We start from the raw sequence: 20,686 nt of genomic DNA on the forward strand, positions 1-20,686 counted from the left end.
CTCGTCCGGGTCGTCGTCGGCGCTGAATGTCACATCTCTTCGGTGGTCTCCCTGATGAAGACGACGGCGTCGGCCGTGGCGAGGTGGGCGGGGTCGAGGGGGAAGTACGCGAAGTCGGGCGGGACGCGGGTGCTCATCCCGGGGAGGGTGGCGAGGCGGCCGGCGTCGAGGAGGGAGCGGTCCCAGGGGAGGGTGGCCATGCGGCCCTCCACGGTGTCGGGCGCGGGGGGTTCGCCGGCGACGGTGCCGTGGGCCGAGGTGAGGAAGGCGTAGCCGGGGCCGAGCCTGGTCTGCGTGATCGCGCCCGCGCTCGACCAGCGCAGCACGTCGTCGCCGAACGGCATGGTGGACTCGTTGCGCTGCAGGTGCAGGTTGTGGGAGAAGACCAGGGCGGGGCCGTGGCGCTCGGCGATGGCGCACAGGTTGTCCGCCATCATCAGCGCGCGCAGGGCCGACAGCCGGGTCCAGCGGACGGGGGAGTCGTCGGCCAGCCAATAGTGGTAGCGCAGCAGGCCGGTGGCGGTGCGCGCGTACAGCTCGGCCTGCTCCCTGTCCTCGTCGCTCAGTCGCGGCTTCTGCGTCTCCAGCAGGGCGACCAGGTCGTCGGCGATCACCCGCAGCCGGACGGCCTCGGGGGAACGGCCGATCGAGCGGGCGGGGTTCATCGCCGACTCCTCGTCCGACCAGCGCTCGTCGGCGCCGAGCAGCGTGTCGAGGGTCTCGCGGGTGCAGGGGTACGGCTCGCGCAGGAGGTCGTAGAGGCCGGTGAGCGCCTCGCGCGGGCTGTGCGCCCAGTATTCGAGCGGGCCGTCGAAGCCGAAGAAGCGCAGCTTCTCGTCATGCTCCTCGTTGTACGCCCGCATCCACCGCACCAGCTCCCTGTTGCCCGGCAGGCTGCCGAAGCCGTGGCTGAAGCCGTGCTCCATGACCTCGTCGAGACCGCCCTTGCCGGTGGTGACGTAGTCGTCCACGATCCGGGCCTTGAGGCAGTCGATCTCGAGCACGATCGCGCGGTAGCCGTCGTGCTCGACCAGGTGGGGAAAGAGCTCGTTGCGCAGGTCGCGCAGCTCCTTGACGCGGTGGGTGGCCTCGCCGAGGCCGAGCAGCCGGGGGCGGGCGGGCAGCGAGCCGAGGAAGGCCGACAGGGCGGCGCCGTCGAGCGGACGCGCGATGTCCTCAATATCCATGCCGTCAACGGTATCGTTGAACCTTCGGTGTGAACTTGGCCGATAATCACCGAGGAAAAGCCGAGAAAAGTATCAATCGTGCAGGTCAGGCCAGGCGACGTCGTCCACCGCCAGGAACGGCGCCGCCGCCACCGCCGCCGGGGTCATGCCGGTGAAGGCCACCACGTCCCGGTGCAGGTGCGACTGGTCGGCGTAGCCGCTGTCGGCGGCCACCACGGCGGGGGCGTGACCGGCGGCCAGCCGGTGGGCGGCGTGGTCGAAGCGGATCAGCTGGGCGACCCGCTTGGGAGTGAGGCCCGCCTGCGCGCGGAAGCGCGACCACAGGCGCTTACGGCTCCAGCCGACCTCGGTGACGAGCCCTTCCACGCGGACCCGGCCCCGCCGGGCCACCATCTGCCGCCAGCAGTGGGCCACCTCGGCATCCACCGTCCCGCGGACGTCGTCCCGCCGCCTGACCAGCGCGTCCTCGGCGATCGTGAAGCGCTCCTCCCAGGTGGCGGCGGCGGTGAGGCGCTCCTGGAGGTGTACGGCCGCGCGCCCCCACAGGTCGTCGAGCGAGAGCACCGAGCCCCCCAGCTCCGACGACGCGCCCAGCAGTTCGTGGGCGAGCAGCGGCGACAGCCGCACCTGGAGGCAGGCCGTCTTCCTGGTCAGCCCCCGCCCTTTGATGCCCTTGGGCGCGAGCCCGGCCACGACGCGCTCGCTCTGCCGGGCGCCGTGGTCGTCCTCGATGACGAACGACGGCTCGCCCAGCTCGATGAGCACCGTCACCGCGGGGTGAGGCACCAGCGCGAGCTCGTGGTACTCGCCGGCCTGGTCGCTGAAGCCCGCCATCGTGACCCCCGGCAGGCGGCCCGGCCGCGCGGGGACCGTGATGTCCCAGCGTGGTCCGCGAACCGGCTGCGCTGATCGCACGCCGACATGCTACGACGCCCCTCTCGCGCCTCTGCGGCCTGCCCGCGTGCCAAGATGCTCGGCATGTCGCAACGCGCCCTGAGCTTCGGCACGATCGCAGAAGCCTACGAACGGTACAGGCCCGGCTATCCCGACGAGCTGGCCCGCCTGGTTCTGGAGTACGCCGGCCGGCCGGTCACGACGGCGCTGGAGATCGGCGCGGGAACCGGCAAGGCCACCCGCGTCCTCGCCCGGCACGGCGTCGCCGTCACCGCGACGGAGCCCGACCCCGCCATGCTCGCCGAGCTGCGCAAACACGTCCCGGCCAACGTCACGCCGGTGCGGGCCGCGTTCGAGGAGCTGCGTGCCGGCGCGACGTACCCGCTGGTGTTCGCGGCGGCGGCGCTGCACTGGACCGACCCGCGCGACCGGTGGGCGCGCATGGCCGCGCTGCTGGAGCCGGGCGGCGTCTTCGCCTCGTGCGGCGGGCCGCTGCTGCTCGCCGACCCCGCGGTGGCGGCGGCCGTGGCGGCGGCGCGGGAGCCGTACCTGGCCGACGACACCATCCCGGCACCCGACGGGACGCCTCCCGAGGCCGCCATGCAATGGCCGGGCAGCGAGCTGGAGCGGTCGGAGTGGTTCCGCGACGTGGAGCAGCACGTGATCGAGCGGCGCGTCGAGCTCAGCGCCCGCGACTACGCCGGCCACCTGTCGACCGTCTCGGCCTACCTGATGCTGCCGGACGAGCAGCGCGAGCAGGTGCTGGCCCGCATCCTGGAGGTGCTGCCCGCGACCGTGGAGATGACCGGCGACCTCATCGTCCACCTGGCCCGCCGCGTTCCATGAAGGACCGTCAGCGGCGGATCCGGGCGGCGAGCAGGGCGACGTCGTCCTCGGCGCCGTCGCCCACCATCGTCCGCACCACCGCGTCGCAGAAGTCCCCGCCAGGTCCACGGTGACGTAGTCGGCCAGCGCGGGCACCGCCAGGTCGGCCAGCTCCTGGACGGTGCGGCGGATGTCGAGCGTGCTGCCGATGCGGATGCCGGCCTCGTGCAGGAGGGTCAGGCGGTCGCGGGTGTGGCGGTGGCCGATGTCCAGCACCATCGAGCACAGGCCGACCGGGTGGCCGTCCGCGTCCTCCAGGCGGAAGAACGAGGTGGACAGCTTGTGCTCCTCGCTCCGGCACGGCGACGTCCGGTGAGCCTCACGGTCGATCTGCGGGACGCCGTCGGCGAGCACCTGCAGCATCGCCTGCCTGGCGCTGCGCGTGTCCAGGCAGGGCTCGGGATCCGAGAGCTTGCGGCCGACCTGGTAGTAGGGGAACACGTGCTGCAACGCCCTGGCCGCCTCGTTACGCCAGACGCACCGCAGGTCCCGGTCCCAGACGGCGATCGCCATGGGGGTGCGCAGCAACATCGGCCTGAGAAAGGGCCGTACAGCGGCACGCTCGTCGCCCACATCCTTGGGCGTTTCCCCCGGCTCCCCGCCGGGCCGGTTCACGGGTGTGCCCATGAGGGGCCCATTTCCACCCCATGCCCAGATGTGCGGGATGACCTGCGCGGATGCGCCGCCGCTCGGGGTCACGTGAGCACGTGCGGCGGCGCGTCCGGCCGGGGTCAGGTCAGCTGGATGTAGTCGAGCTCGGCGTAACCCGTGCCGCCGGCGAAGTGCGGGGAGCCCTTGGCGAGCCGGATGACGTTGTAGCCGGCCCGCAACGTCACCGTCGTGCTGACGGTCGCGCCGAACTGGCCCCACGCCGCCGTCGGCGGGTAGCTGACCGTGCTCCACGCCCCGCCGTTGTACGCGAGCCCCTGCGTGGCGGTGGCCCCGGTGCCGTTGGCGTAGCCGATGGTCAGCGTGTACGCCCGAGCGCTCGGCACGTTCACCACGAAGTCCACGTAACTGTCGGTACGCGGCGTGCCCGAGTTGTCGATGCGCCCCACGTAGCCGCCGGCCGACGCGCTGGAGGAGGTCAGCCGCTGGGCGCGGAAGACGGAGGCGTTCTCGGCCTCGTACCGCTGCTGGAAGGCGGGCACGCCGGAGGCGGGCTCGACGAGCAGCTGGTACGCGCTGGTCGCGACCATGTTCGGCACGGACACGCTGAGCTGCCCGTTGCTGACCGTCCTGGTCGTGGCGGAGACCGTGGCCGGCGCGCCGACGGCGGTGAACCGGCCGCTGGACGGCGTGGACAGCAGCGTGACCCGCACGCTGGAGCCCAGCGCGCCGAGCCCGGTCAGGTTGACGGTGTTGGTGCCGGACTCGTTGCCGAACACCACGTTGACGATCCTGCGCGTGGGGTCGTAGGCGGCGAACCCGTCGAGCCCGGACGAGGAGGTGGTGGTCGTGACCATGTTTCCGGCCATGTCGCCGTACCACTTGTACAGCCACCACGTGCCGGTCGGCTGGGAGTTGCCGGTGACCAGGCCGTTCATGGTGCCGTACTCGTACCAGAAGGCCCGGTGCGCCGACTCGGCGCCGCCGCGCTCCAGCTTGGCGACGTAGCCGGCGATGCGGCCGGGCACGTCCACCTCGGCCGGGGCGGCGTACTCGTTGATCGACAGGCGGCGCGGGCTGATGCCCAGCGACGCCTCCAGGTTGCGGTAGTCGGCGATGTCGGCGGCGATGCGGTCGGGGTTCTGCAGCTCGTGCCAGCAGATGATGTCGGGCAGCGTGCCGGTGTCGCGGGCGCGGGTGAGGAACGCCTGCATCCAGGAGCGGTTGTAGGTGGCGGTGCTGGGGCCGACGATCGGGGTGAGCGTGTCGAGTGCCCGGACCGCCCGGTGAGTCCGCACCCACCCCTCGTTGAACGACCCGGCGGCGCTGGTGTTCCAGGTGTAGTCGGGCTCGTTCCACAGCTCCCAGCCGAGCACGTTGGTGACGGTGGTGGCCGCGAGCCGCGCCCTGACCATGGTGTTGACCTTGGCCAGCCAGTCGTCCCAGCTCACCCACCGGTAGGGGAAGTCGGGGTAGATGTCGGGCATGCGGATGTACTGGCCGGCGCCGACGCGGTCGGCCTGCGGGGCGATGAGCAGGGAGTCGCCGCCGGGCGGCTGGCCGTTGGGCCGCTGGCCGACGCCAGGCGCGGGCTGGGTCAGTGAGTTGACCTTGATGGGCAGCAGGGTCGAGTCGGCGGGGCGGTTGTTCTCCGCCAGGCCGTAGAGGCCGCCTGAGGCGGCGTGAGTGACCGGGCGGAACGGGCGCGCGACGTCGACGGTGAGCGTCGCGCCGGCCGCCGCGGCAGGGGCGGCGCCGGTCACCACGGTGGCGGCCGTGGTGACCAGGGCTAACGCGAGTGCGGTGAGCGTACGGGCCATGAGGGGTCAGGCTCCTTCCTGAATCGGGGGGTGCTGGTCGGCGGGCTGGTCGGCGATGGGGAGGAAGATCCGCATGCTGGACGGTCCGCGCCGCGCCCAGGCGTGGTACGGCCGCAGCGGCACGTCGAACCAGTCGCCGCCGTCGCCGCTGAGCGGCCGGTCCCGATAGGACCAGGCTTGGTCGGGCACGCCACGGGCCCGGCCGCGGACCACGGCGCCGCCGGGGACGGCGCGCGGCGCGGAGCCGGTGTCGATGGTCAGGGTGTCGATGGTCAGGTCGTCGAGGACGCCGCGCGAGGGCAGGTCGGCCGACTCCACGCAGAGCACCTCGGGGCCGCGCTCCACGGCGACGCAGCCGCGTACGGCGTCGATGCGCGGGTCGGGCCAGGTGAAGCGGGGCGTCACCGGCAGCTCCAGGACGATCTCGTCCCCGGCCGCGAAGGCCCGCCGCACCTGGGCCAGCCCTGGCGCGACCGTCGTGGTCCGCCCGCCCTCGGTGAGCGTGGCCCCGTCCGCCCAGCCGGGCACGCGCAGGGACAGCGTCCACGGCTCGTCGGGGCCGGCGACGACGCGGACGCGGACGGTGCCGTCGTCGGGGTAGGCGGTCTCGACGTCGAGGGCCACGGGCCGCCCGCCGGGCAGCTCGGCGCGGATCTCGCCGGCGGCGTACTGGAGCAGCTGCAGCCCGTCGTCGTCCACGGTGGCGAGGTAGGCGTGCAGGCCGGCCAGGGTGCGGGCGACGTTCGTCGGGCAGCAGGACACGTCGAACCACGCGGCCCGCACGCCCGCCTCGGCCCTGGGGCTGACCTCGTCCGGGTCGGCGGGCCGCCCGGCGGCGCGCTGGTGCAGCGGGTTGGCGTAGAAGAAGGCCCGCCCGTCGGCGCTGGGCGAGGTGGCGACGACGTTGTAGAGCGTGCGCTCGATGAGGTCGGTGCAGCGGACGTCGCCGGTGGCGAGGTAGAGCCGCCAGGACACCATGATCGAGGCGACGCCGGCGCAGGTCTCGCAGTAGGCGCGATCGGGCGGCAGCTCCCAGTCCTCGCCGAAGCCCTCGTCCTGGTGGCGCGAGCCCATGCCGCCGGTGACGTACGTGCGCCGCGCCACCGAGCGCTCCCACTGCCGCCGCACGGCGTCGAGCAGCCCGGAGTCGCCGGTCTCGACGGCGACGTCCACCGACGCGGCGGCCAGATAGAGGGCCCGCACCGCGTGCCCGCGCCACACGTCCGCCTCGCGTACGGGAATGTCGTCCTGGAAGTAGGCGCGCCCGAGCGGGATGTCCTTCAGCCTGCCGTGGCCGCGCCGCTCGATGAACAGGCGGGCCTGCTCGACGTAGCGCGGCTCACCGAGCGCGCGGCCGAACTCGGCCAGCCCGACCTCGATCTCCGGGTGCCCGCAGACGCCGTCGATCCCGCCGGGGCCGAACGTGCGGCACACGTGGTCGGCGGCCCGCCGGGCGACGCGGACCAGGTCGTCGTCGCCCGCGGTGCGCAGCCTGGCCACCGCGGCCTGCAACAGGTGGCCGGTGTTGTAGAGCTCGTGGCCCATCTCCAGGTCGCTGTAGCGGGGCGGCCTGCCGGGATGGCCGAAGCAGGTGTTGAGGTAGCCGTCCGGGTCCTGCGCGCGGGCGACGCGGGCGGTCAGCCGCTTGATCGCCGACTCCGCCTCGGGGTCGCCCGACCTGGCGCTCTCCCAGGACAGCGCCTCCAGCAGCTTGTAGACCTCCGAGTCGGAGAACGACCAGCCGGGCCGGTCGGGGCCGGTGGTGCCGTCGGCGACCCGGTCGAAGTTGGCGAGCCAGCCGAGGCGCTCCATCCACGACTCGCAGTGGGCGAGCGTCGCCGTGGCGTTCACGGTCTGGCGTCCGCCCCAGAACCCGCCGGTGAGCGAGACCTGCGCGAGCCCGAGCGGGCGTACCCGGCCGTGCGAGGGCAGCACGGGGCTGGTCATACGGCGTTACCTTTCTTTCAGTCCTTGACGGCGCCCGCGGTGACCCCGGCGGCGATGTAACGCTGCGCGAGGACGAGGAGGAACGCCGCGGGCAGCGACGCGATCACGGCGGTCGCCATGATCGAGTTCCATTGCGTGGTGTTGTTGCCGATGTAGCGGAAGATGCCGAGCGTGATCGGGATGACGTCGCTGCTGCGGTTGAGCGTCGAGGCGAAGATGAAGTCCGACCACGCCCACAGGAACGCGAACAGCGACACGGTGATCACCGAGTTGCGGCTGAGCGGCAGCACGATCGAGCGGAACGACCGCCACGTGCTCGCCCCGTCGATCTGCGCCGCCGACAGCACCTCCTGCGGGATGCCCGCCATGAACGCGCGGAACAGCAGCACCCCGAACGGCACGGCCAGCGTCGAGTCCGCCACGATCAGCCCCCAGACGGTGTTGAGCAGCCCGAGCCGCAGGTAGATCGCGTAGAAGCCCATGGCCATCACGACCGCGGGGATCATCTGCGCGGCCAGCAGCAGGAAGTCGAGCAGCCGGGTGCCGCGCGGGCGCAGCCTGGCCAGGGCGAACCCGGCCGGCAGCGACACCACCAGGGTCAGCACGACCGTGCCGAGGCCGATGAACAGGCTGGTGGCCAGCGCGGGCAGCTGCTGGCCGAGCGCGGCGGCGTACCCCTCGAAGGTGGGGTTCCACGGGAACCAGTGCGGCGGGTCGGCCCGCAGGTCCCGCGTCCTGGTGAGCGAGACGTTGACCATCCAGTAGACGGGGAAGAGCATCACGCCCGCCAGCACCACGCCGAGCGCGGTCTTCCAGCCGCTTCTGCGGGTCTTCATGCCGTTTCCTCCCTCTGCAGGCGCACGTGCACGAGGCCCGCGACGAAGGCGATGAGGATGAGCAGGTTGCCGACCGCCGCCGCGGGCGAGAAGTCGGGCTGTCCGGTGCCGAACGCCTCCCGGTACGACCAGATGGCCAGCGTCGTCGACGCGTCGGCCGGGCCGCCGCGCGTCATGATCCAGATGATGTCGACGACCTTGAGCGTGTAGATCAGCCCGAGCAGCAGCGTGATCAGCGTCACCGGCCGCAGCAGCGGGAACGTGATGCGGGTGAAGCGCTGCCACGGCCCCGCCCCGTCCAGGCCGGCGGCCTCGTACAGGTCTCCGGGGATGTTCTGCAGCCCGGCGTACAGGATGACCAGGTTGAACGGCACGCCCAGCCAGATGTTGGCGACGGTGACCGCGAGCAGCGCGGTGTCCGGCGAGGTCAGCCAGTTGATCTGGCCGATGCCGAACGCCTGCAGCGCCGCGTTGACGATGCCGTTGTCGCTGTTGAGCAGCCATGACCAGGTGGACGCCGAGACGATCAGCGGCAGCAGCCACGGCACCAGGAACAGCGCCCGCAGCACGCCGGACAGGCGGAAGTTGCGGTGGAAGAAGACCGCGAGCGCCAGCCCGATGAGGTATTGCGCGGCGATGGAGGCCAGCGTGAACACGGCGGTGTTGCGCAGCGCCCGCAGGAAGGTGTCGTCGGAGAGGATGGCGCGGTAGTTCGCCAGGCCGGTGAACTCCGGGTTGCCCTGGATGAACGCCCGCGGCGTGTAGTCGTGCAGGCTCAGGTCGATGTTGCGGTAGAGCGGATAGGCGTAGAAGACGATCAAGTAGATGATGAGCGGGGCGAGGAAGGCGGCGGCGGTCCACCGCCCGGTCCGCCGCCCGGTGCGCCGCCGGCGGGGAGCGGCGTGCGCCGCTTCCCGCACCGCGCCCGCTCGGGTGTGCAGCGAGGTCATGAGCCACTCAGCCGCCGGTCGCCTGCTTGGCCTGCGCCTGCGCGTGCTTGAGCGCGTCGGCCGGACTCGCCGAGCCGCTCAGCGCCTTCTGCACGCCGGTCCACAGCGCCTCGGAGATCTTGGGGTAGTCGGTGCCGAGGTTGTCGCTGGTACGTCCCTTCGCCGAGCGGACCGCCTCCACCCAGGGCTTCAGGCTCGGCTCCGACTCCAGGATGCGCTGCTGCCCGTCGGCGGTGGAGGGGATGTAGTACGCGAACGTCGTGCCGGTCTCCACCAGGCCCTCGGGCGTGGTCATGCACTCGAGGATCTTCTTGGTGACGTCGTAGCGCTTGGTGTCCTTCTGCACCGGGACGGTGATGAACTCGCCGCCGGTCGGCGTGGGGGCGACCCCGCCGTCCTTGCCGGGGATCTGCACGATCCCGGTCGGGAACTCCGCCTTCTTGGCGCTGTCGATCTGCCAGGTGCCGTTCTCGGCGAAGGCGAACTCGCCGGTCAGGAACTCCTCCCAGGTGGTGTTCTGGGAGTTGCTGATGACCGAGTTGGGGGCGATGCCGTTCTTGACCCACGACGTCCACAGCTCCAGCGCCTCCACGGCCTGCGGCGAGTCGAGCGCGGTGAGCTGCGCGCCCGCGCCCCAGAACCAGGGCAGGAACTGGAAGGAGCCCTCCTCGGTGCCGATGCCGGCGAACGTGATCGGCTTCTTGCCCGCCTTCTTGACCTTCTTCAGCGCCGCGTCGAGCGAGGCCCAGTCCTTGATGGAGTCCGGATCCACGCCGGCCGCGTCGAGGATCTTCTCGTTGTAGTAGAGCGCGAGGGTGTTGGCGCCGATGGGGATGCCGTACGTCTGCCCGTCCAGCTCGCCCGCCGCGATGAGGTTCTCGTCGAAGCGGGAGGTGTCGAGGCCGAAGTCGGCCATCGTGGCCAGCATCCCGGCGTCCGCGAGCGTCGAGACGGCCGGGTTGTCGAGCAGGATCACGTCCGGGGCGTTGCCCTCCTGCCCCGCCAGCAGGGCCTGGTTGGTCAGCGCGGTCGTGTCGTAGGCGGTGCGCTCGATGGTGACGCCGGCCTCCTTGCCGCAGGCGTTCACCCGTCCGGTCCAGGCGGAGGACTTGTCGTGCTGCGGGTACGGGTCCCACCACGTGTACGCGCCACCGCCGGAACTGCTCGCCGAATCCGTGCCGGACCCGCCCTGAGGGGCGGACGCGCAGGCGGTGAGTGCGGACAGCGCCAGGACCGCGGTTCCGAAGACCGCCGCCCTCGCGGACACCGACGGACGGTTCATCGATTCCTCCAATGTTAACGCTCACATGTCATGGGGAGCGTGCCGGACTGATGGGGGGTGATGGGACGGATGGCTAGGGAGTGTGCGGGCGCGGTGAAGCGGTGCTGCCCCGGTCGGCCAGCTCAGGCGAGATGAAGCGCACCACGAACGGCTCCTTCCTGGCCGAAGTCGACTCCACGCGGCGCACGAGCTGGCGCACCGCCATGGAGCCGAGCCGGTCGGGCGCGCTCTCGATGAAGGAGTAGGGCAACGAAAACGTCGCGGCGAACTCGGCGGAGTAGCGCCCGATGACCGACAGGTCGCCGGGCACCCGCAGCCCACGCTCGTAGGTGACCGAGGGCAGCGCCGCCGCGGCCGCCTCGTTGTTGATCAGCAGTCCTGTCGCCGCCGGGTAGGCGTCGAGCAGGCCGTGCAGCAGCCGGCCCACGGCCGGTTGCCGGGACTCGCCGTAGACGGCGTGCAGGGTGAGGCCGAGCGTGCGGGCGCGCTCCAGTGCCGCGTCGCGCAGGCGCCAGACATAGGCGCCGCCCCGCTCCACCACGTGCTCGGGCTGCGAGATGAGGATCAGCTCGCGGTGGCCGAGCCGGTGCAGGTGGTCCACCATGACCCGGCCGGCCTCCTCGAAGTCGAGGTCGAACACGTCGAGCCCCGAGCAGTCGCCCGGCAGCCCGACCAGCGCGCCCGGCTGCGGGGCGGCGCGCAGGATGGGCAGGCGGGCGTCGTCCTCGGCGATGTTCATCAGCACGACGCCGTCGACCATGCGCGAGTCGGTGACCCGCCGCAGCGCCCGCACGCCGTCGGCCTCGGTGACCAGCAGCGTGTCGTAGCCCAGGTCGCGGGCGGTGTTGGTGACGCCCAGGATGTACTGCATCATCGCGGGCGCGAACTCGTCCTCGTGGAACTGGGCGAGCAGACCGAGGACCTTGGTCTGGGCGGTGGCGAGGGCGCGGGCGCCCGCGTTCGGCGTGTACGCCAGCGCCTCGGCGGCGGCCAGCACGCGCCGGCGCACCTCCTCCGAGATGGGCCGCTTGCCCGACAGCGCGTACGACGCCGTGCTGCGGCTCACCCCGGCCTCCCGGGCCACGTCTCCGATCGTCGCCACTCTCACCTCCCGAATTCATCGAACCGGTTCGACGGTCGCGTCGCCATGCTCCCTCGCATCGTCGCTCCGATGTCGCCTTTGTTGGAGCTCCAGGGTGGGGGACACCGTGACGGTGACCGCCGGTGGGCACCGGAGGCGGCGAACCGGTTCGAACGATGTGGCTCGACTGTTGCTCTGCCGCACGGCGGACGTCAAGGAGGAGGGGGGATGGCGATACCGAATTGTGACATGTCGGAAACGTTGAGCCGTGCCCATTGACGGGTGCGGGCGGGGCTGCGTAACGTACCGGCAACCCTGCGGTCGCGTTGCCTTGAAGCTCCCTCGGCTCTGTTAGCGCTCACATTCCCAGGGACGTACGCATGCCATTCCCGCGCCTGACCGCTACTCGCCGGAGGGCGGTGCTCGCCGCGCTGCTCCCGGCCGCCCTCGCCCTCCCGTTAACCGCCACCCCCTCGACCGCGGCCGCCGTCCCGGAATCCGTGCTCGCCTACGAGTTCGACGCCGACGACGTCACCACCGGCACCGTCACCGACTCCTCGGGCAACGGCCTGGACGGCGAGCTGGTCAACGCCGGCACCGCCGCGCTGGTGGACGGCGCCTCGGGCGGGCACGCGCTCAGCCTGCCCGGCGGCGCCCCCACCTCGGACGGCGCCTACGTCAAGCTGCCCCTGGACGCGATCAAGGGCAGGACCGACCTGACGGTGTCCGCCCGCGTCAGGTGGGACGGCACCACCGCCCCCTGGCAGTGGATCTACGCCCTCGGCAAGGACAACTCCCGCTACTTGTTCAGCACCCCGTACAACGGGGACGGCCGGCTGCGCACCGCGGTCACCACCGGAGGCGGCGGCGGGGAGGCGCAGGTCACCGGCTACGCGCCGCTCCCGGCGAACGCCTGGAAGACGCTGACCGTGACCCTCGGCACGGCGGCCGGGCGCGTCACCACCTACCTCGACGGCGCCGCCGTCGCCTCCGCCCCCACCACGATCACGGCGAGCCAGTTGGTGGACGCCGCCACCTCGGCCGGCTTCATCGGCCGCTCCTTCTACCCCGACCCGCTGTTCGACGGCGCCATCGACGACTTCCGGATCTACGGCGCCGCGCTCACCGCCGAGCAGGTCGCCGAGCTGGCCGGACCGCCGCCCGAGCCGGGCGAGCCGAGCACGGACACCTTCGACCTGCGCACGGTCATCGGCAAGGCGCCCGCCCTGCCGCCCGCCGTCCGCGCCGCCTACTCCGACGGCTACGACCGCGACGTGCCCATCGCCTGGCAGCCCGTGGACCCGGACGACTACGCCGAGGCCGGCACGTTCACCGTCACCGGCGCCGCCGCGGGCCGGCCCGTCACCGCGACGGTCACCGTGATCCGCGAGGGCCGGCTGGTCATCGACCTGGCCAAGGACACCGGCGCCTTCCACGGCGGCGCGTCCGGCACGCTCTACGGCCTGTACGGCCCGGGCGTGCCGACGAACAACCTCATCGAGGGCATGAAGCTGCGCACGGTCTCCACCAAGGCGCAGGACGGGCCGCAGCATCCCGGCGCCGACGCCCTGGAGGTGGTCAAGCCACTGGCCGACAGCACCGGCGGCGACGTGTACATCTACATGACCGACATCCACCGCGGCTTCCCCTACCAGTGGCCGGGCGACACGCCGCAGGAGAAGCTCGCGACGTACCGGGAGAAGATCGCGGGGCAGGTCGACCAGGTGCTCACGCTCGACCCTGAGTACCGCGAGCACGTGGTGTTCGTGCCGTTCAACGAGCCCGAGGGCAACATGTTCGGCACCGGCGAGTGGAGCTACAACGGCGTCAGCTGGCTGAGCGATCCCACCGACTATTTCCGCACATGGGATGACTTCTACCGGCTGATCAAGGGCAAGCTGCCCTCGGCCCGCATCGCGGGCCCCAACACCAGCGTGCTCTACTCCCAGGTCAAGGGCTTCCTGGAGCACGCCGTCGAGGCCGGGACCGTGCCCGACGTGATGACCTGGCACGAGCTCAGCCACCCCGAGCAGGTGCGCTCCAGCGTCAAGCGCTACCGCGAGATGGAGGCCGAGGTCTTCGCGGGCACCGCGCACGAGGGCAGGAAGCTGCCGATCAACATCAACGAGTACGCCTTCAACTACCACACCTCGGTGCCCGGCCAGATGATCCAGTGGATCTCCGCCATCGAGGAGTCGAAGGTGGACGCCGACATCGCGTACTGGAACATCGACGGCAACCTCAGCGACTCGGCGGTGCAGGCGAACCGCGGCAACGGCCAGTGGTGGCTGCTGCACGCCTACGGGCAGATGAGCGGGCACACCGTCGCGGTCACGCCGCCGTACCCCGGTCAGAACTACACCCTCCAGGGCGTCGCGACGCTGGACACCGGCAGGCGGCAGGCCCGCGCGATCATCGGCGGCGCGAGCAGCGCCGGGCACATCCGCTTCGAGCACGTGCCGGAGAAGGTGTTCGGGCGCGAGGTGCACGCGTGGATCAAGGAGATCCCCTGGACCGGGCAGATCGGCGACTCGCCGCAGCCGCGCGTCGTCGCCGAGCGCGACCTGACCGTCTCCGGCGGGGCCGTGGCGCTCGACTTCGGCTCCGGTGACCTGCCCAGGCTGGCGGAGTCGTCGGCGTACGAGATCGTGCTCACCCCGGCGGGGACCGGCACGCTGACCGCCCCCGCGCCCCAGCGGTGGGAGGGCTCGTACGAGGCCGAGGACGCCCGCTACACCGGCTCCGGCTACACCCGCAACGGGCCCGAGGGCTCGCCGTCGGACGTGTCGAAGTTCTACACCTCGGGCGGCTACGACGTCGGCGGGCTGCGCACCGGCTCCGACGGCGTGCTCGACTTCACCGTCGAGGTGCCCGAGACCGGCGACTACGACCTGAGCGTGTTCGCCAACTCGCTCAACACCTACGACCTCGTGCGCGAGCAGGGCCCCACGAACGTCTTCGTGCGCGTGGACGGGGGAGCGGAGCAGGAGGTGTTCCTGCCGCTCGGATACAAGTGGGTGGTCTGGGACCACGCCGACACCACCGTACGGCTCACCGCCGGCCGCCACGTCATCTCGCTGGCCGCGCGCAGCCTCGACGGGAAGCGGGCCACCAAGGGCGACGCGATCGTGGACCGGATCGTGCTGCGGCTGCCGAACCCGGCGGCGGCGACGGCCGTCTACGAGGCCGAGCTGACCGATGCCCGGACGGTCTATGACATCAAGGGCGCCAAGGTGTCCGGCTCGGGCGGCGCGTCACTCGGCAAGGGCGGGTCGGCGACGTTCTGGGTGTACTCGGCGCGCGACGCCGCCTCCGTCCTGGACCTCAAGGTGCTGTCCGGCACGGCGAAGCTGGCCGTGAACGGGGTCGAGGTGCTGGGCAACGCCACGCGCGGCCATGCCACCGCCACGGTGTCGCTGTCGGGCGGCGTCAACAAGGTCACGGTGACCGGCCGCTCGGGCAAGGCGGTCATCGACCGGCTCGACGTGCGGCCGGGGACGCTGCCGGAGACCGCGTACCAGGCCGAGTCGGCCCGGCCGGCCGGCACCGCCGAGGCCGCCCCGCTCACCCTGGCCGACGGCGGGTCCGCGGTCACCGGCGTCGGCGGGCCGCCCGGCAACGGCAACACGCTCACCTTCACCGTGCGGGCCGGCGCGGCGGGCACGTACGCGATGCGGGTCCGCTACTCCAACCCCGAGCAGTCGCCCGCCACCCACTACAACCCCGACCCGCTGGCCCGCCACGCCGACATCAGCGTCAACGGCGGCACGGCGCAGCGGGTGTCGTTCCCGCACACCTTCCACGAGAACAACTTCTGGGAGCTGACCGTCCCGGTGAGGCTGAAGAAGGGGGTCAACACGATCGGTTTCGCGAGCGAGGAGCTGCCGAACTTCGACGGCGAGACGTACGCCTCGGACACCTTCCCCGGCGTGCTGCTGCGCTCGCAGTTCGCGCCGATCATCGACAAGATCACCGTCGCGCGTTACAGCCGCTGACCCCCTCCCGCGAAGGACCGCCCGCGCCTCGCGGGCGGTCCTTCATGTCGTGCGCGGGGCCGCGCCGTAGAGGGCGTGGTCCACCAGGCGCTCGACGATCGAGGTGTCGAAGTCGACCTTGAGCACCAGCAGCCGGTGGTAGCAGGCGCCCCAGAGCTGGTCGACGATGACGTGCAGGTCGGCGTCCGCGCGGAGCTGGCCCTGGCGCTGGGCGATGCGCAGGCGCTCGACGGCGAGGTCGCGCCGGGGGACGGCGTAGCTCTGCGACCAGGCGCGGGCGAGGTCGGCGTCGAGCTGGGCGGCCCCGACGAGCTGCGACACCGGGCCCTCGGCGCCCGACTCCTTCAGCCACCGCACGAACGCGCCGAGCTGCGTGACCAGGTCGGCGCGGATGTCGCCGGTGTCGGGGAAGTCGAGCAGCGCCCTGCTGTGCGTGAAGTACGCCTCGGCGGCCAGCGCCCCCGGCGACGGCCACCACTTGTAGAGGGTCGTCTTGCTGGACCCGGCCTCGGCCGCGACCCGCTCGAACGTGACCGCCTGCATGCCGTCGCGCAGCAGGATGCGTCCCGCCGCCTCCAGCACGGCGGCGCGCACCTCGGCGGCGGGCCGGCGGCCCCGTCCCCGTCGTACGGCTGCGCTCTCGGACATCGGCACCTCGCTTATGGACGAAATGTTCATTTCGTTGTTATGGTTGAAATGAACGAACAGTCCATATCGTAGCGGAAGGCATCCAGCATGTCCGACAAGATCCAGCGAGTCGCCCTCATCACCGGCGCGTCCGGCGGCATCGGCAGGGCGAGCGCAGAACGCCTGGCCGCCGACGGCTTCTCCGTCGTCGTGCACTACGCGGGCGGCAAGGACCGCGCCGAGCAGACCGCGCAGGCCGTGCGGGACGCCGGCGGCCGGGCCGTCGTCGCGGCCGGCGACGTCGCCGACGAGGACGCGATGGCCGAGGTGTTCGACCTCGCCGAACGCGAGTTCGGCGGCATCGACGTGCTCGTCCACGCCGCCGGCATCATGCCCACCGCGCCCGTCGCGGAGACCTCGCTCGACACCTTCGACCGCATCCAGCGCGTCAACGTGCGCGGCACGTTCGTGGTGGACCAGCTCGCCGCCCGCCGCCTGCGCGCCGGCGGCGCGATCATCAACCTGTCCTCCTCGCTCACCCGGCTGCAGACCCCGACCTACGGCGCGTACGCCGCGTCGAAGGGCGCCGTCGAGGCGATGACGCTCATCCTCGCCCGCGAGTTGCGCGGCCGCGACATCACCGTCAACGCGGTCGCGCCTGGCCCGACCGCCACTCCGCTGTTCTTCGCCGGCAAGAGCCAGGAGACCATCGACCGCCTCGCCTCGCTCAACCCGATGGGCCGCCTCGGCGAGCCCGCCGACGCCGCCGAGGTGGTCGCCTTCCTCGCCGGGCCAGGCCGCTGGGTGAACGGCCAGGTCCTCCACGTCAACGGCGGCGCCGCCTGAGCCCCGCCCGCCGGAAAGGAGCCCCACCATGTCCGTCGTGCTCATCACCGGATCGTCCACCGGCATCGGCCGCCTGACCGCCGAGACCCTGGCCGCGGCCGGCCACACCGTCTACGCCACCATGCGCGACCCCGAGGGCCGCGACGCCGCCGCCGTGGCCGAGCTGACGAAGCGCGCCCGCGACCGGGGCCACGACCTGCGGGTCGTCGGCCTCGACGTCACCTCGCAGACCTCCGCCGACACCGCCGTGCGCACCGTGCTGGACGAGGCGGGCGAGCTGGACGTCGTCGTGCACAACGCCGGTCACCTGTTCATCGGGTACGCCGAGGCGTTCACCGACGACGACGTCGCCCACCTGTTCGACGTCAACACGATCGGGGCGCAGCGGGTCAACCGCGCGGCGCTGCCGCACCTGCGCGAACGCCGCTCGGGAACGCTCGTGTACGTCAGCAGCACCAGCCTCGTCACCACCCCGCCGTTCCTCGGCCCGTACGTGGCCTCGAAGGCGGCCTTCGACGCGCTGGCCGTGGTGACGTCGTACGAGGTGTCGCAGTTCGGCATCGAGACCTCGATCGTCATGCCCGGCGCGATCACCCGGGGCACCGGCCACTTCGCCAACGCCTCCAGGGCGAGCGACCAGCAGGTGACCGCCCAGTACGCCGAGCTGGACCCGCTCGTCGAGCGCACCCACGAGGCGCACGAGCTGCTGTTCGAGGCGGGGACGACCGCCGACCCGCAGGACGTGGCCGACGAGATCCGCCGCATCCTCGCCCTGCCCGCCGGCCGCCGCCCGTTCCGCTCGGTGGTGGACGCCGCACGGGCCGGGGTGGACCACGTCATGGCCTTCAGCGACCTCACCCGCGAAGCCTTCGTCCGCCGCCTCGGCTTCGCCGAAACCCTGGAGCTGAAGCGATGAGGGGCCGGACCGTCGCGGCGGCCGTGGTCGCGGTGCTGGTGACGGGGGCCTGTTCGGCGGCGCCCGCACCCGCTCCGGTGGCGGACCCGTCCCGGCTGGTGGTGACCTTACCGGCGGGCCCGGTGGCGACCTTGGGCGAGCTGGCCGAGCTGACCACCGGCCTGGAGGCGCCGTGGGGCCTGACGTTCCTGCCCGACGGCTCGGCGCTGGTGTCGGAGCGCATCAGCGGGCGCATCCTGCGCATCCCCGCCGCCGGCGGCGCGGCCCGCGAGGTGGGCGTCGTGCCGGACGTGCACGCCGGCTCGGAGGGCGGCCTGCTCGGCATCGTCGCCTCACCGAGCTTCGCCACCGACCGCACCGTCTACGCCTCCGTCTCCGGCCGGGACGCCAACCGCGTCGTCGCCCTCACCATCGCCGCCGGCTACGACGCGCTCAGCGTGGACCGGGTGCTGCTCGACGGCATCAAGACCGCCGACAGGCACCACGGCGGCCGGCTCGTGATCGGCCCGGACGGCCACCTGTGGATCGGGACGGGCGACGCGTTCGAGCCCGAGAACGCCGCCACCCCCGACTCGCTCAACGGCAAGATCCTCCGCATCGCACCCGACGGCTCCATCCCGGAGGACAATCCGGCCCGATCACCCGTCTACTCCAGCGGCCACCGCAACGTGCAGGGCATCGCGTTCGGCCCCGACGGCACCGCGTACGCCTCCGAGCTGGGCCACCGCACCTGGGACGAGGTGAACGTGCTGCGCGCGGGCGCCGACTACGGCTGGCCGGAGACCGAGGGCACGGAAGGCTCGACCGGCGTCCCGCCGATCGCCACCCTCCACCCCGACGACGCCAGCCCCTCGGGCGTCGCGTACGCGAAAGGCTCGCTCTGGATCGGCGCGCTCGGCGGCCGGCGCCTGTGGCAGCTCCCGGTCACCGCCGGCACCGCCACCTCCGACCCCATCGCCCACTTCCACGGCGACTACGGCCGCATCCGCACGGTCGAGGTCGCCCCCGACGGCGCCCTGTGGCTCGTCACCTCCAACACCGACCGCGCGACCTGGGGCGGCACCGACCCCCGCCCAGGCGACGACCGCGTGCTCAGGGTCGAGGTCCAGGAAGGCCGCTGACTCAGCGGAGCAGGCCGACGAACATCGTGCGGTGCAGGACCTCCACGTGGGCCCTGGCCACGCGTACCGCCTCCACCGCGTCGCCCCGTTCCAGCGCCGTCACCAGCGCGGCGTGCTCCTTGTTCGACTCGCGCAGGTAGTCCAGGGGATAGGGCAGGTAGTAGCGGTAGAGGCGGCGCAGCACAGGCCCGTAGTGCGCCGTCGCCGACTCTACGCCCGACGCCGCCGCGAGCGCGAGGTGGAAGCGTTCGTCGCAGGTGTGGAAGTCGGCCCAGCCCGCCGCCTGGTCCATCTCGGCGACCAGGGCCTTCAGCTCGGCCAGCTGCCCGGCGGTGACGGCCGACGAGGCCAGGTGGGCCAGGCCGCACTCCAGCAGCAGGCGCTGGTCGATGAGCCGGTGCACCTCGGCCGCGGCCGTGCGGTAGGCCGCGGTCTCGGCCACCTTCCCGATGGCCGGCTCGTCGGCGACCATGGTGCCGCCCGAGCGGCCGCGGCGGCGTACCAGGACGCCTTCCTCGCACAAGGCGGTGAGAGCGCGCCGTACGGTGATCTCCCCGACGTCGAGTGCGCGGGCGACGTCGGCGGCGGGGGGCAGGCGCTCGCCGGGCTTGAGCAGCCCGAGGTCGACGGCCAGGGCGATGCGGGCGCGCACGGTGTCGAGCGCGGTGAGCCGCCGCAGCCCCTCCAGGGCCTCCGAGTTGAGCGCGGTCAGGGCGTCCATGGTCACCACCGTACGTTGCTTAAAAAGCTCAATATGAGCTATTTTGGGGCACCACCGCACAGACGTGCTGGTCAGAAGGCAGGTGGACGATGCCCAGGCCCCTCCCCGTCGCGCTCGCGCAGAGCGAGCCGCTGCCCGCGGGCGCGCCCGTGTCGCGGTTCGCCGAGCACGTGGAGGACGTCCTGGCGGGCTTCCCCGGCACCCGGATGGTGATATTTCCGGAGCTGCACCTGTTCGGCAGCCGGGTACGCCCGGCCGACCGCGACGCCGAGCTGGCCGCCACGGCGCAGCCGCTCGACGGCCCCCTGGTCAGGCAGCTGGCCGAGCTGGCCGGTGACCTCGGCGTCTGGCTGCTGCCCGGCACGATCTGCGAACGCGGCGACGGCGGCGCGCTGCACAACACCGCGCTGGTGCTCTCCCCCGAGGGCGAGCTGACGGCCTCCTACCGGAAGGTCTTCCCCTGGCGGCCGTACGAGCCGTACCTGCCGGGCGACCGCTTCGTCGTCTGCGACCTGCCGGGCACCGGCCGCATCGGCCTGTCCGTCTGCTACGACGCCTGGTTCCCCGAGGTGGCCAGGCACCTGGCCTGGATGGGCGCCGAGGTGATCGTCAACCCGGTGATGACCACCACCGCCGACCGCGCGCAGGAGCTCGTGCTGGCCCGCGCCAACGCGATCGTCAATCAGGTGTACGTGGTCTCCGTCAACACCGCCGCCCCCACCGGCACGGGACGCAGCCTCGTGGTGGACCCGGAAGGCCGGGTCAGGGCCGAGGCGGGGGAGGCGGCCACCGTGCTGACCGACGTGCTCGACCTCGACGACGTCGCCCGCGTCCGCCGCCACGGCACCGCCGGGCTCAACCGCGTCTGGTCGCAGTTCACCGACGCCGACCGGCCCATCGACCTGCCCCTCTACCAGGGGCGTATCGACCCCGGCCGGTGGAGGCCGGCCGGCGCACCCCCGGAGTGAC

16 protein-coding genes and 1 pseudogene are annotated in these 20,686 nt (G+C 72.3%); 6 read left to right on the forward strand and 11 right to left on the reverse strand.

Annotated elements, in window-relative coordinates; genetic code table 11:
- Positions 1–29 precede the first annotated feature (29 nt).
- Positions 30–1,187: an erythromycin esterase family protein gene (locus ABZW11_RS43660; RefSeq protein WP_355431567.1), complete on the reverse strand. Its 1,158-nt coding sequence runs from the start codon at positions 1,185–1,187 to the stop codon at positions 30–32.
- 72 nt (positions 1,188–1,259) lie between these two features.
- Positions 1,260–2,102, reverse strand: a complete 843-nt coding sequence (locus tag ABZW11_RS43665; RefSeq protein ID WP_355431570.1) for a helix-turn-helix domain-containing protein — start codon at positions 2,100–2,102, stop codon at positions 1,260–1,262.
- 63 nt (positions 2,103–2,165) lie between these two features.
- On the opposite strand from ABZW11_RS43665, the gene ABZW11_RS43670 reads away from it, so the two are divergent.
- A complete protein-coding gene (locus tag ABZW11_RS43670; RefSeq protein ID WP_355431573.1) occupies positions 2,166–2,927 on the forward strand; it encodes a class I SAM-dependent methyltransferase in 762 nt (253 codons plus the stop codon).
- 243 nt (positions 2,928–3,170) lie between these two features.
- Here ABZW11_RS43670 and ABZW11_RS43675 read toward each other — a convergent pair.
- The 7 genes and pseudogenes from ABZW11_RS43675 to ABZW11_RS43705 all read right to left on the reverse strand — a co-directional run.
- A pseudogene (locus ABZW11_RS43675) lies at positions 3,171–3,593 on the reverse strand (PAS domain-containing protein); the annotation flags it as partial.
- A gap of 104 nt (positions 3,594–3,697) precedes the next feature.
- Positions 3,698–5,395, reverse strand: a complete 1,698-nt coding sequence (locus ABZW11_RS43680; protein ID WP_355431575.1) for a CBM35 domain-containing protein — start codon at positions 5,393–5,395, stop codon at positions 3,698–3,700.
- Between the two features lie 6 nt (positions 5,396–5,401).
- The gene (locus ABZW11_RS43685) at positions 5,402–7,342 is read right to left on the reverse strand and encodes a beta-L-arabinofuranosidase domain-containing protein (protein WP_355431578.1); all 1,941 of its coding nucleotides are present in this window, start codon (positions 7,340–7,342) and stop codon (positions 5,402–5,404) included.
- Positions 7,343–7,359: 17 nt separating this feature from the next.
- Positions 7,360–8,178 (reverse strand): carbohydrate ABC transporter permease, encoded by an 819-nt coding sequence (locus tag ABZW11_RS43690; protein WP_355431580.1) that lies wholly within the window; start codon positions 8,176–8,178, stop codon positions 7,360–7,362.
- Positions 8,175–9,128, reverse strand: coding sequence for a sugar ABC transporter permease (locus tag ABZW11_RS43695; protein WP_355431583.1), 954 nt, complete (start codon positions 9,126–9,128; stop codon positions 8,175–8,177). Before ABZW11_RS43695 ends, ABZW11_RS43690 begins: the two co-directional genes overlap by 4 nt.
- A 7-nt stretch (positions 9,129–9,135) precedes the next feature.
- Positions 9,136–10,410, reverse strand: a complete 1,275-nt coding sequence (locus tag ABZW11_RS43700) for an extracellular solute-binding protein (protein WP_355431586.1) — start codon at positions 10,408–10,410, stop codon at positions 9,136–9,138.
- 73 nt (positions 10,411–10,483) lie between these two features.
- Positions 10,484–11,512 carry a LacI family DNA-binding transcriptional regulator gene (locus tag ABZW11_RS43705; protein WP_355431589.1) on the reverse strand — a complete coding sequence of 343 codons (1,029 nt, stop codon included), beginning with the start codon at positions 11,510–11,512 and terminating at the stop codon, positions 10,484–10,486.
- A 359-nt stretch (positions 11,513–11,871) separates the two neighbouring features.
- On the opposite strand from ABZW11_RS43705, the gene ABZW11_RS43710 reads away from it, so the two are divergent.
- The gene (locus ABZW11_RS43710) at positions 11,872–15,486 is read left to right on the forward strand and encodes a LamG-like jellyroll fold domain-containing protein (RefSeq protein WP_355431592.1); all 3,615 of its coding nucleotides are present in this window, start codon (positions 11,872–11,874) and stop codon (positions 15,484–15,486) included.
- 42 nt (positions 15,487–15,528) lie between these two features.
- On the opposite strand, the gene ABZW11_RS43715 is transcribed toward ABZW11_RS43710, so the two are convergent.
- Positions 15,529–16,134, reverse strand: coding sequence for a TetR/AcrR family transcriptional regulator C-terminal ligand-binding domain-containing protein (locus ABZW11_RS43715; protein WP_355431595.1), 606 nt, complete (start codon positions 16,132–16,134; stop codon positions 15,529–15,531).
- Between the two features lie 87 nt (positions 16,135–16,221).
- On the opposite strand from ABZW11_RS43715, the gene ABZW11_RS43720 reads away from it, so the two are divergent.
- The 3 genes from ABZW11_RS43720 to ABZW11_RS43730 are packed head-to-tail and all read left to right on the forward strand — an operon-like array spanning position 16,222 to position 18,996.
- Positions 16,222–16,959: an SDR family oxidoreductase gene (locus ABZW11_RS43720; protein WP_355431598.1), complete on the forward strand. Its 738-nt coding sequence runs from the start codon at positions 16,222–16,224 to the stop codon at positions 16,957–16,959.
- A 28-nt stretch (positions 16,960–16,987) separates the two neighbouring features.
- Complete coding sequence (locus ABZW11_RS43725) at positions 16,988–17,875, forward strand: SDR family oxidoreductase (RefSeq protein ID WP_355431601.1); 888 nt, start codon at positions 16,988–16,990, stop codon at positions 17,873–17,875.
- Positions 17,872–18,996 carry a PQQ-dependent sugar dehydrogenase gene (locus tag ABZW11_RS43730; protein ID WP_355431604.1) on the forward strand — a complete coding sequence of 375 codons (1,125 nt, stop codon included), beginning with the start codon at positions 17,872–17,874 and terminating at the stop codon, positions 18,994–18,996. Before ABZW11_RS43725 ends, ABZW11_RS43730 begins: the two co-directional genes overlap by 4 nt.
- Before the next feature lies 1 nt (position 18,997).
- Here ABZW11_RS43730 and ABZW11_RS43735 read toward each other — a convergent pair whose 3' ends face one another.
- Positions 18,998–19,717 (reverse strand): FCD domain-containing protein, encoded by a 720-nt coding sequence (locus tag ABZW11_RS43735; RefSeq protein WP_355431607.1) that lies wholly within the window; start codon positions 19,715–19,717, stop codon positions 18,998–19,000.
- Between the two features lie 89 nt (positions 19,718–19,806).
- Here ABZW11_RS43735 and ABZW11_RS43740 point away from each other — a divergent pair, with 89 nt between their 5' ends.
- Positions 19,807–20,685 (forward strand): carbon-nitrogen hydrolase family protein, encoded by an 879-nt coding sequence (locus tag ABZW11_RS43740; protein ID WP_355431610.1) that lies wholly within the window; start codon positions 19,807–19,809, stop codon positions 20,683–20,685.
- Position 20,686 lies beyond the last annotated feature (1 nt).

Origin of the sequence: Nonomuraea sp. NPDC004580, from assembly GCF_040609855.1 — a bacterium.
In the GTDB taxonomy this organism is placed as follows: Bacteria; Actinomycetota; Actinomycetes; order Streptosporangiales; family Streptosporangiaceae; genus Nonomuraea; species Nonomuraea salmonea.

Coding starts and splice junctions, on each gene's coding strand:
- ABZW11_RS43660 (WP_355431567.1), bottom strand. CDS start 1,187: ATGGATATTGAGGACATCGCGCGTCCGCTCGACGGCGCCGCCCTGTCG.
- ABZW11_RS43670 (WP_355431573.1), top strand. CDS start 2,166: ATGTCGCAACGCGCCCTGAGCTTCGGCACGATCGCAGAAGCCTACGAA.
- ABZW11_RS43680 (WP_355431575.1), bottom strand. CDS start 5,395: ATGGCCCGTACGCTCACCGCACTCGCGTTAGCCCTGGTCACCACGGCC.
- ABZW11_RS43685 (WP_355431578.1), bottom strand. CDS start 7,342: ATGACCAGCCCCGTGCTGCCCTCGCACGGCCGGGTACGCCCGCTCGGG.
- ABZW11_RS43690 (WP_355431580.1), bottom strand. CDS start 8,178: ATGAAGACCCGCAGAAGCGGCTGGAAGACCGCGCTCGGCGTGGTGCTG.
- ABZW11_RS43695 (WP_355431583.1), bottom strand. CDS start 9,128: ATGACCTCGCTGCACACCCGAGCGGGCGCGGTGCGGGAAGCGGCGCAC.
- ABZW11_RS43700 (WP_355431586.1), bottom strand. CDS start 10,410: ATGAACCGTCCGTCGGTGTCCGCGAGGGCGGCGGTCTTCGGAACCGCG.
- ABZW11_RS43710 (WP_355431592.1), top strand. CDS start 11,872: ATGCCATTCCCGCGCCTGACCGCTACTCGCCGGAGGGCGGTGCTCGCC.
- ABZW11_RS43715 (WP_355431595.1), bottom strand. CDS start 16,134: ATGTCCGAGAGCGCAGCCGTACGACGGGGACGGGGCCGCCGGCCCGCC.
- ABZW11_RS43720 (WP_355431598.1), top strand. CDS start 16,222: ATGTCCGACAAGATCCAGCGAGTCGCCCTCATCACCGGCGCGTCCGGC.
- ABZW11_RS43725 (WP_355431601.1), top strand. CDS start 16,988: ATGTCCGTCGTGCTCATCACCGGATCGTCCACCGGCATCGGCCGCCTG.
- ABZW11_RS43730 (WP_355431604.1), top strand. CDS start 17,872: ATGAGGGGCCGGACCGTCGCGGCGGCCGTGGTCGCGGTGCTGGTGACG.
- ABZW11_RS43735 (WP_355431607.1), bottom strand. CDS start 19,717: ATGGACGCCCTGACCGCGCTCAACTCGGAGGCCCTGGAGGGGCTGCGG.
- ABZW11_RS43740 (WP_355431610.1), top strand. CDS start 19,807: ATGCCCAGGCCCCTCCCCGTCGCGCTCGCGCAGAGCGAGCCGCTGCCC.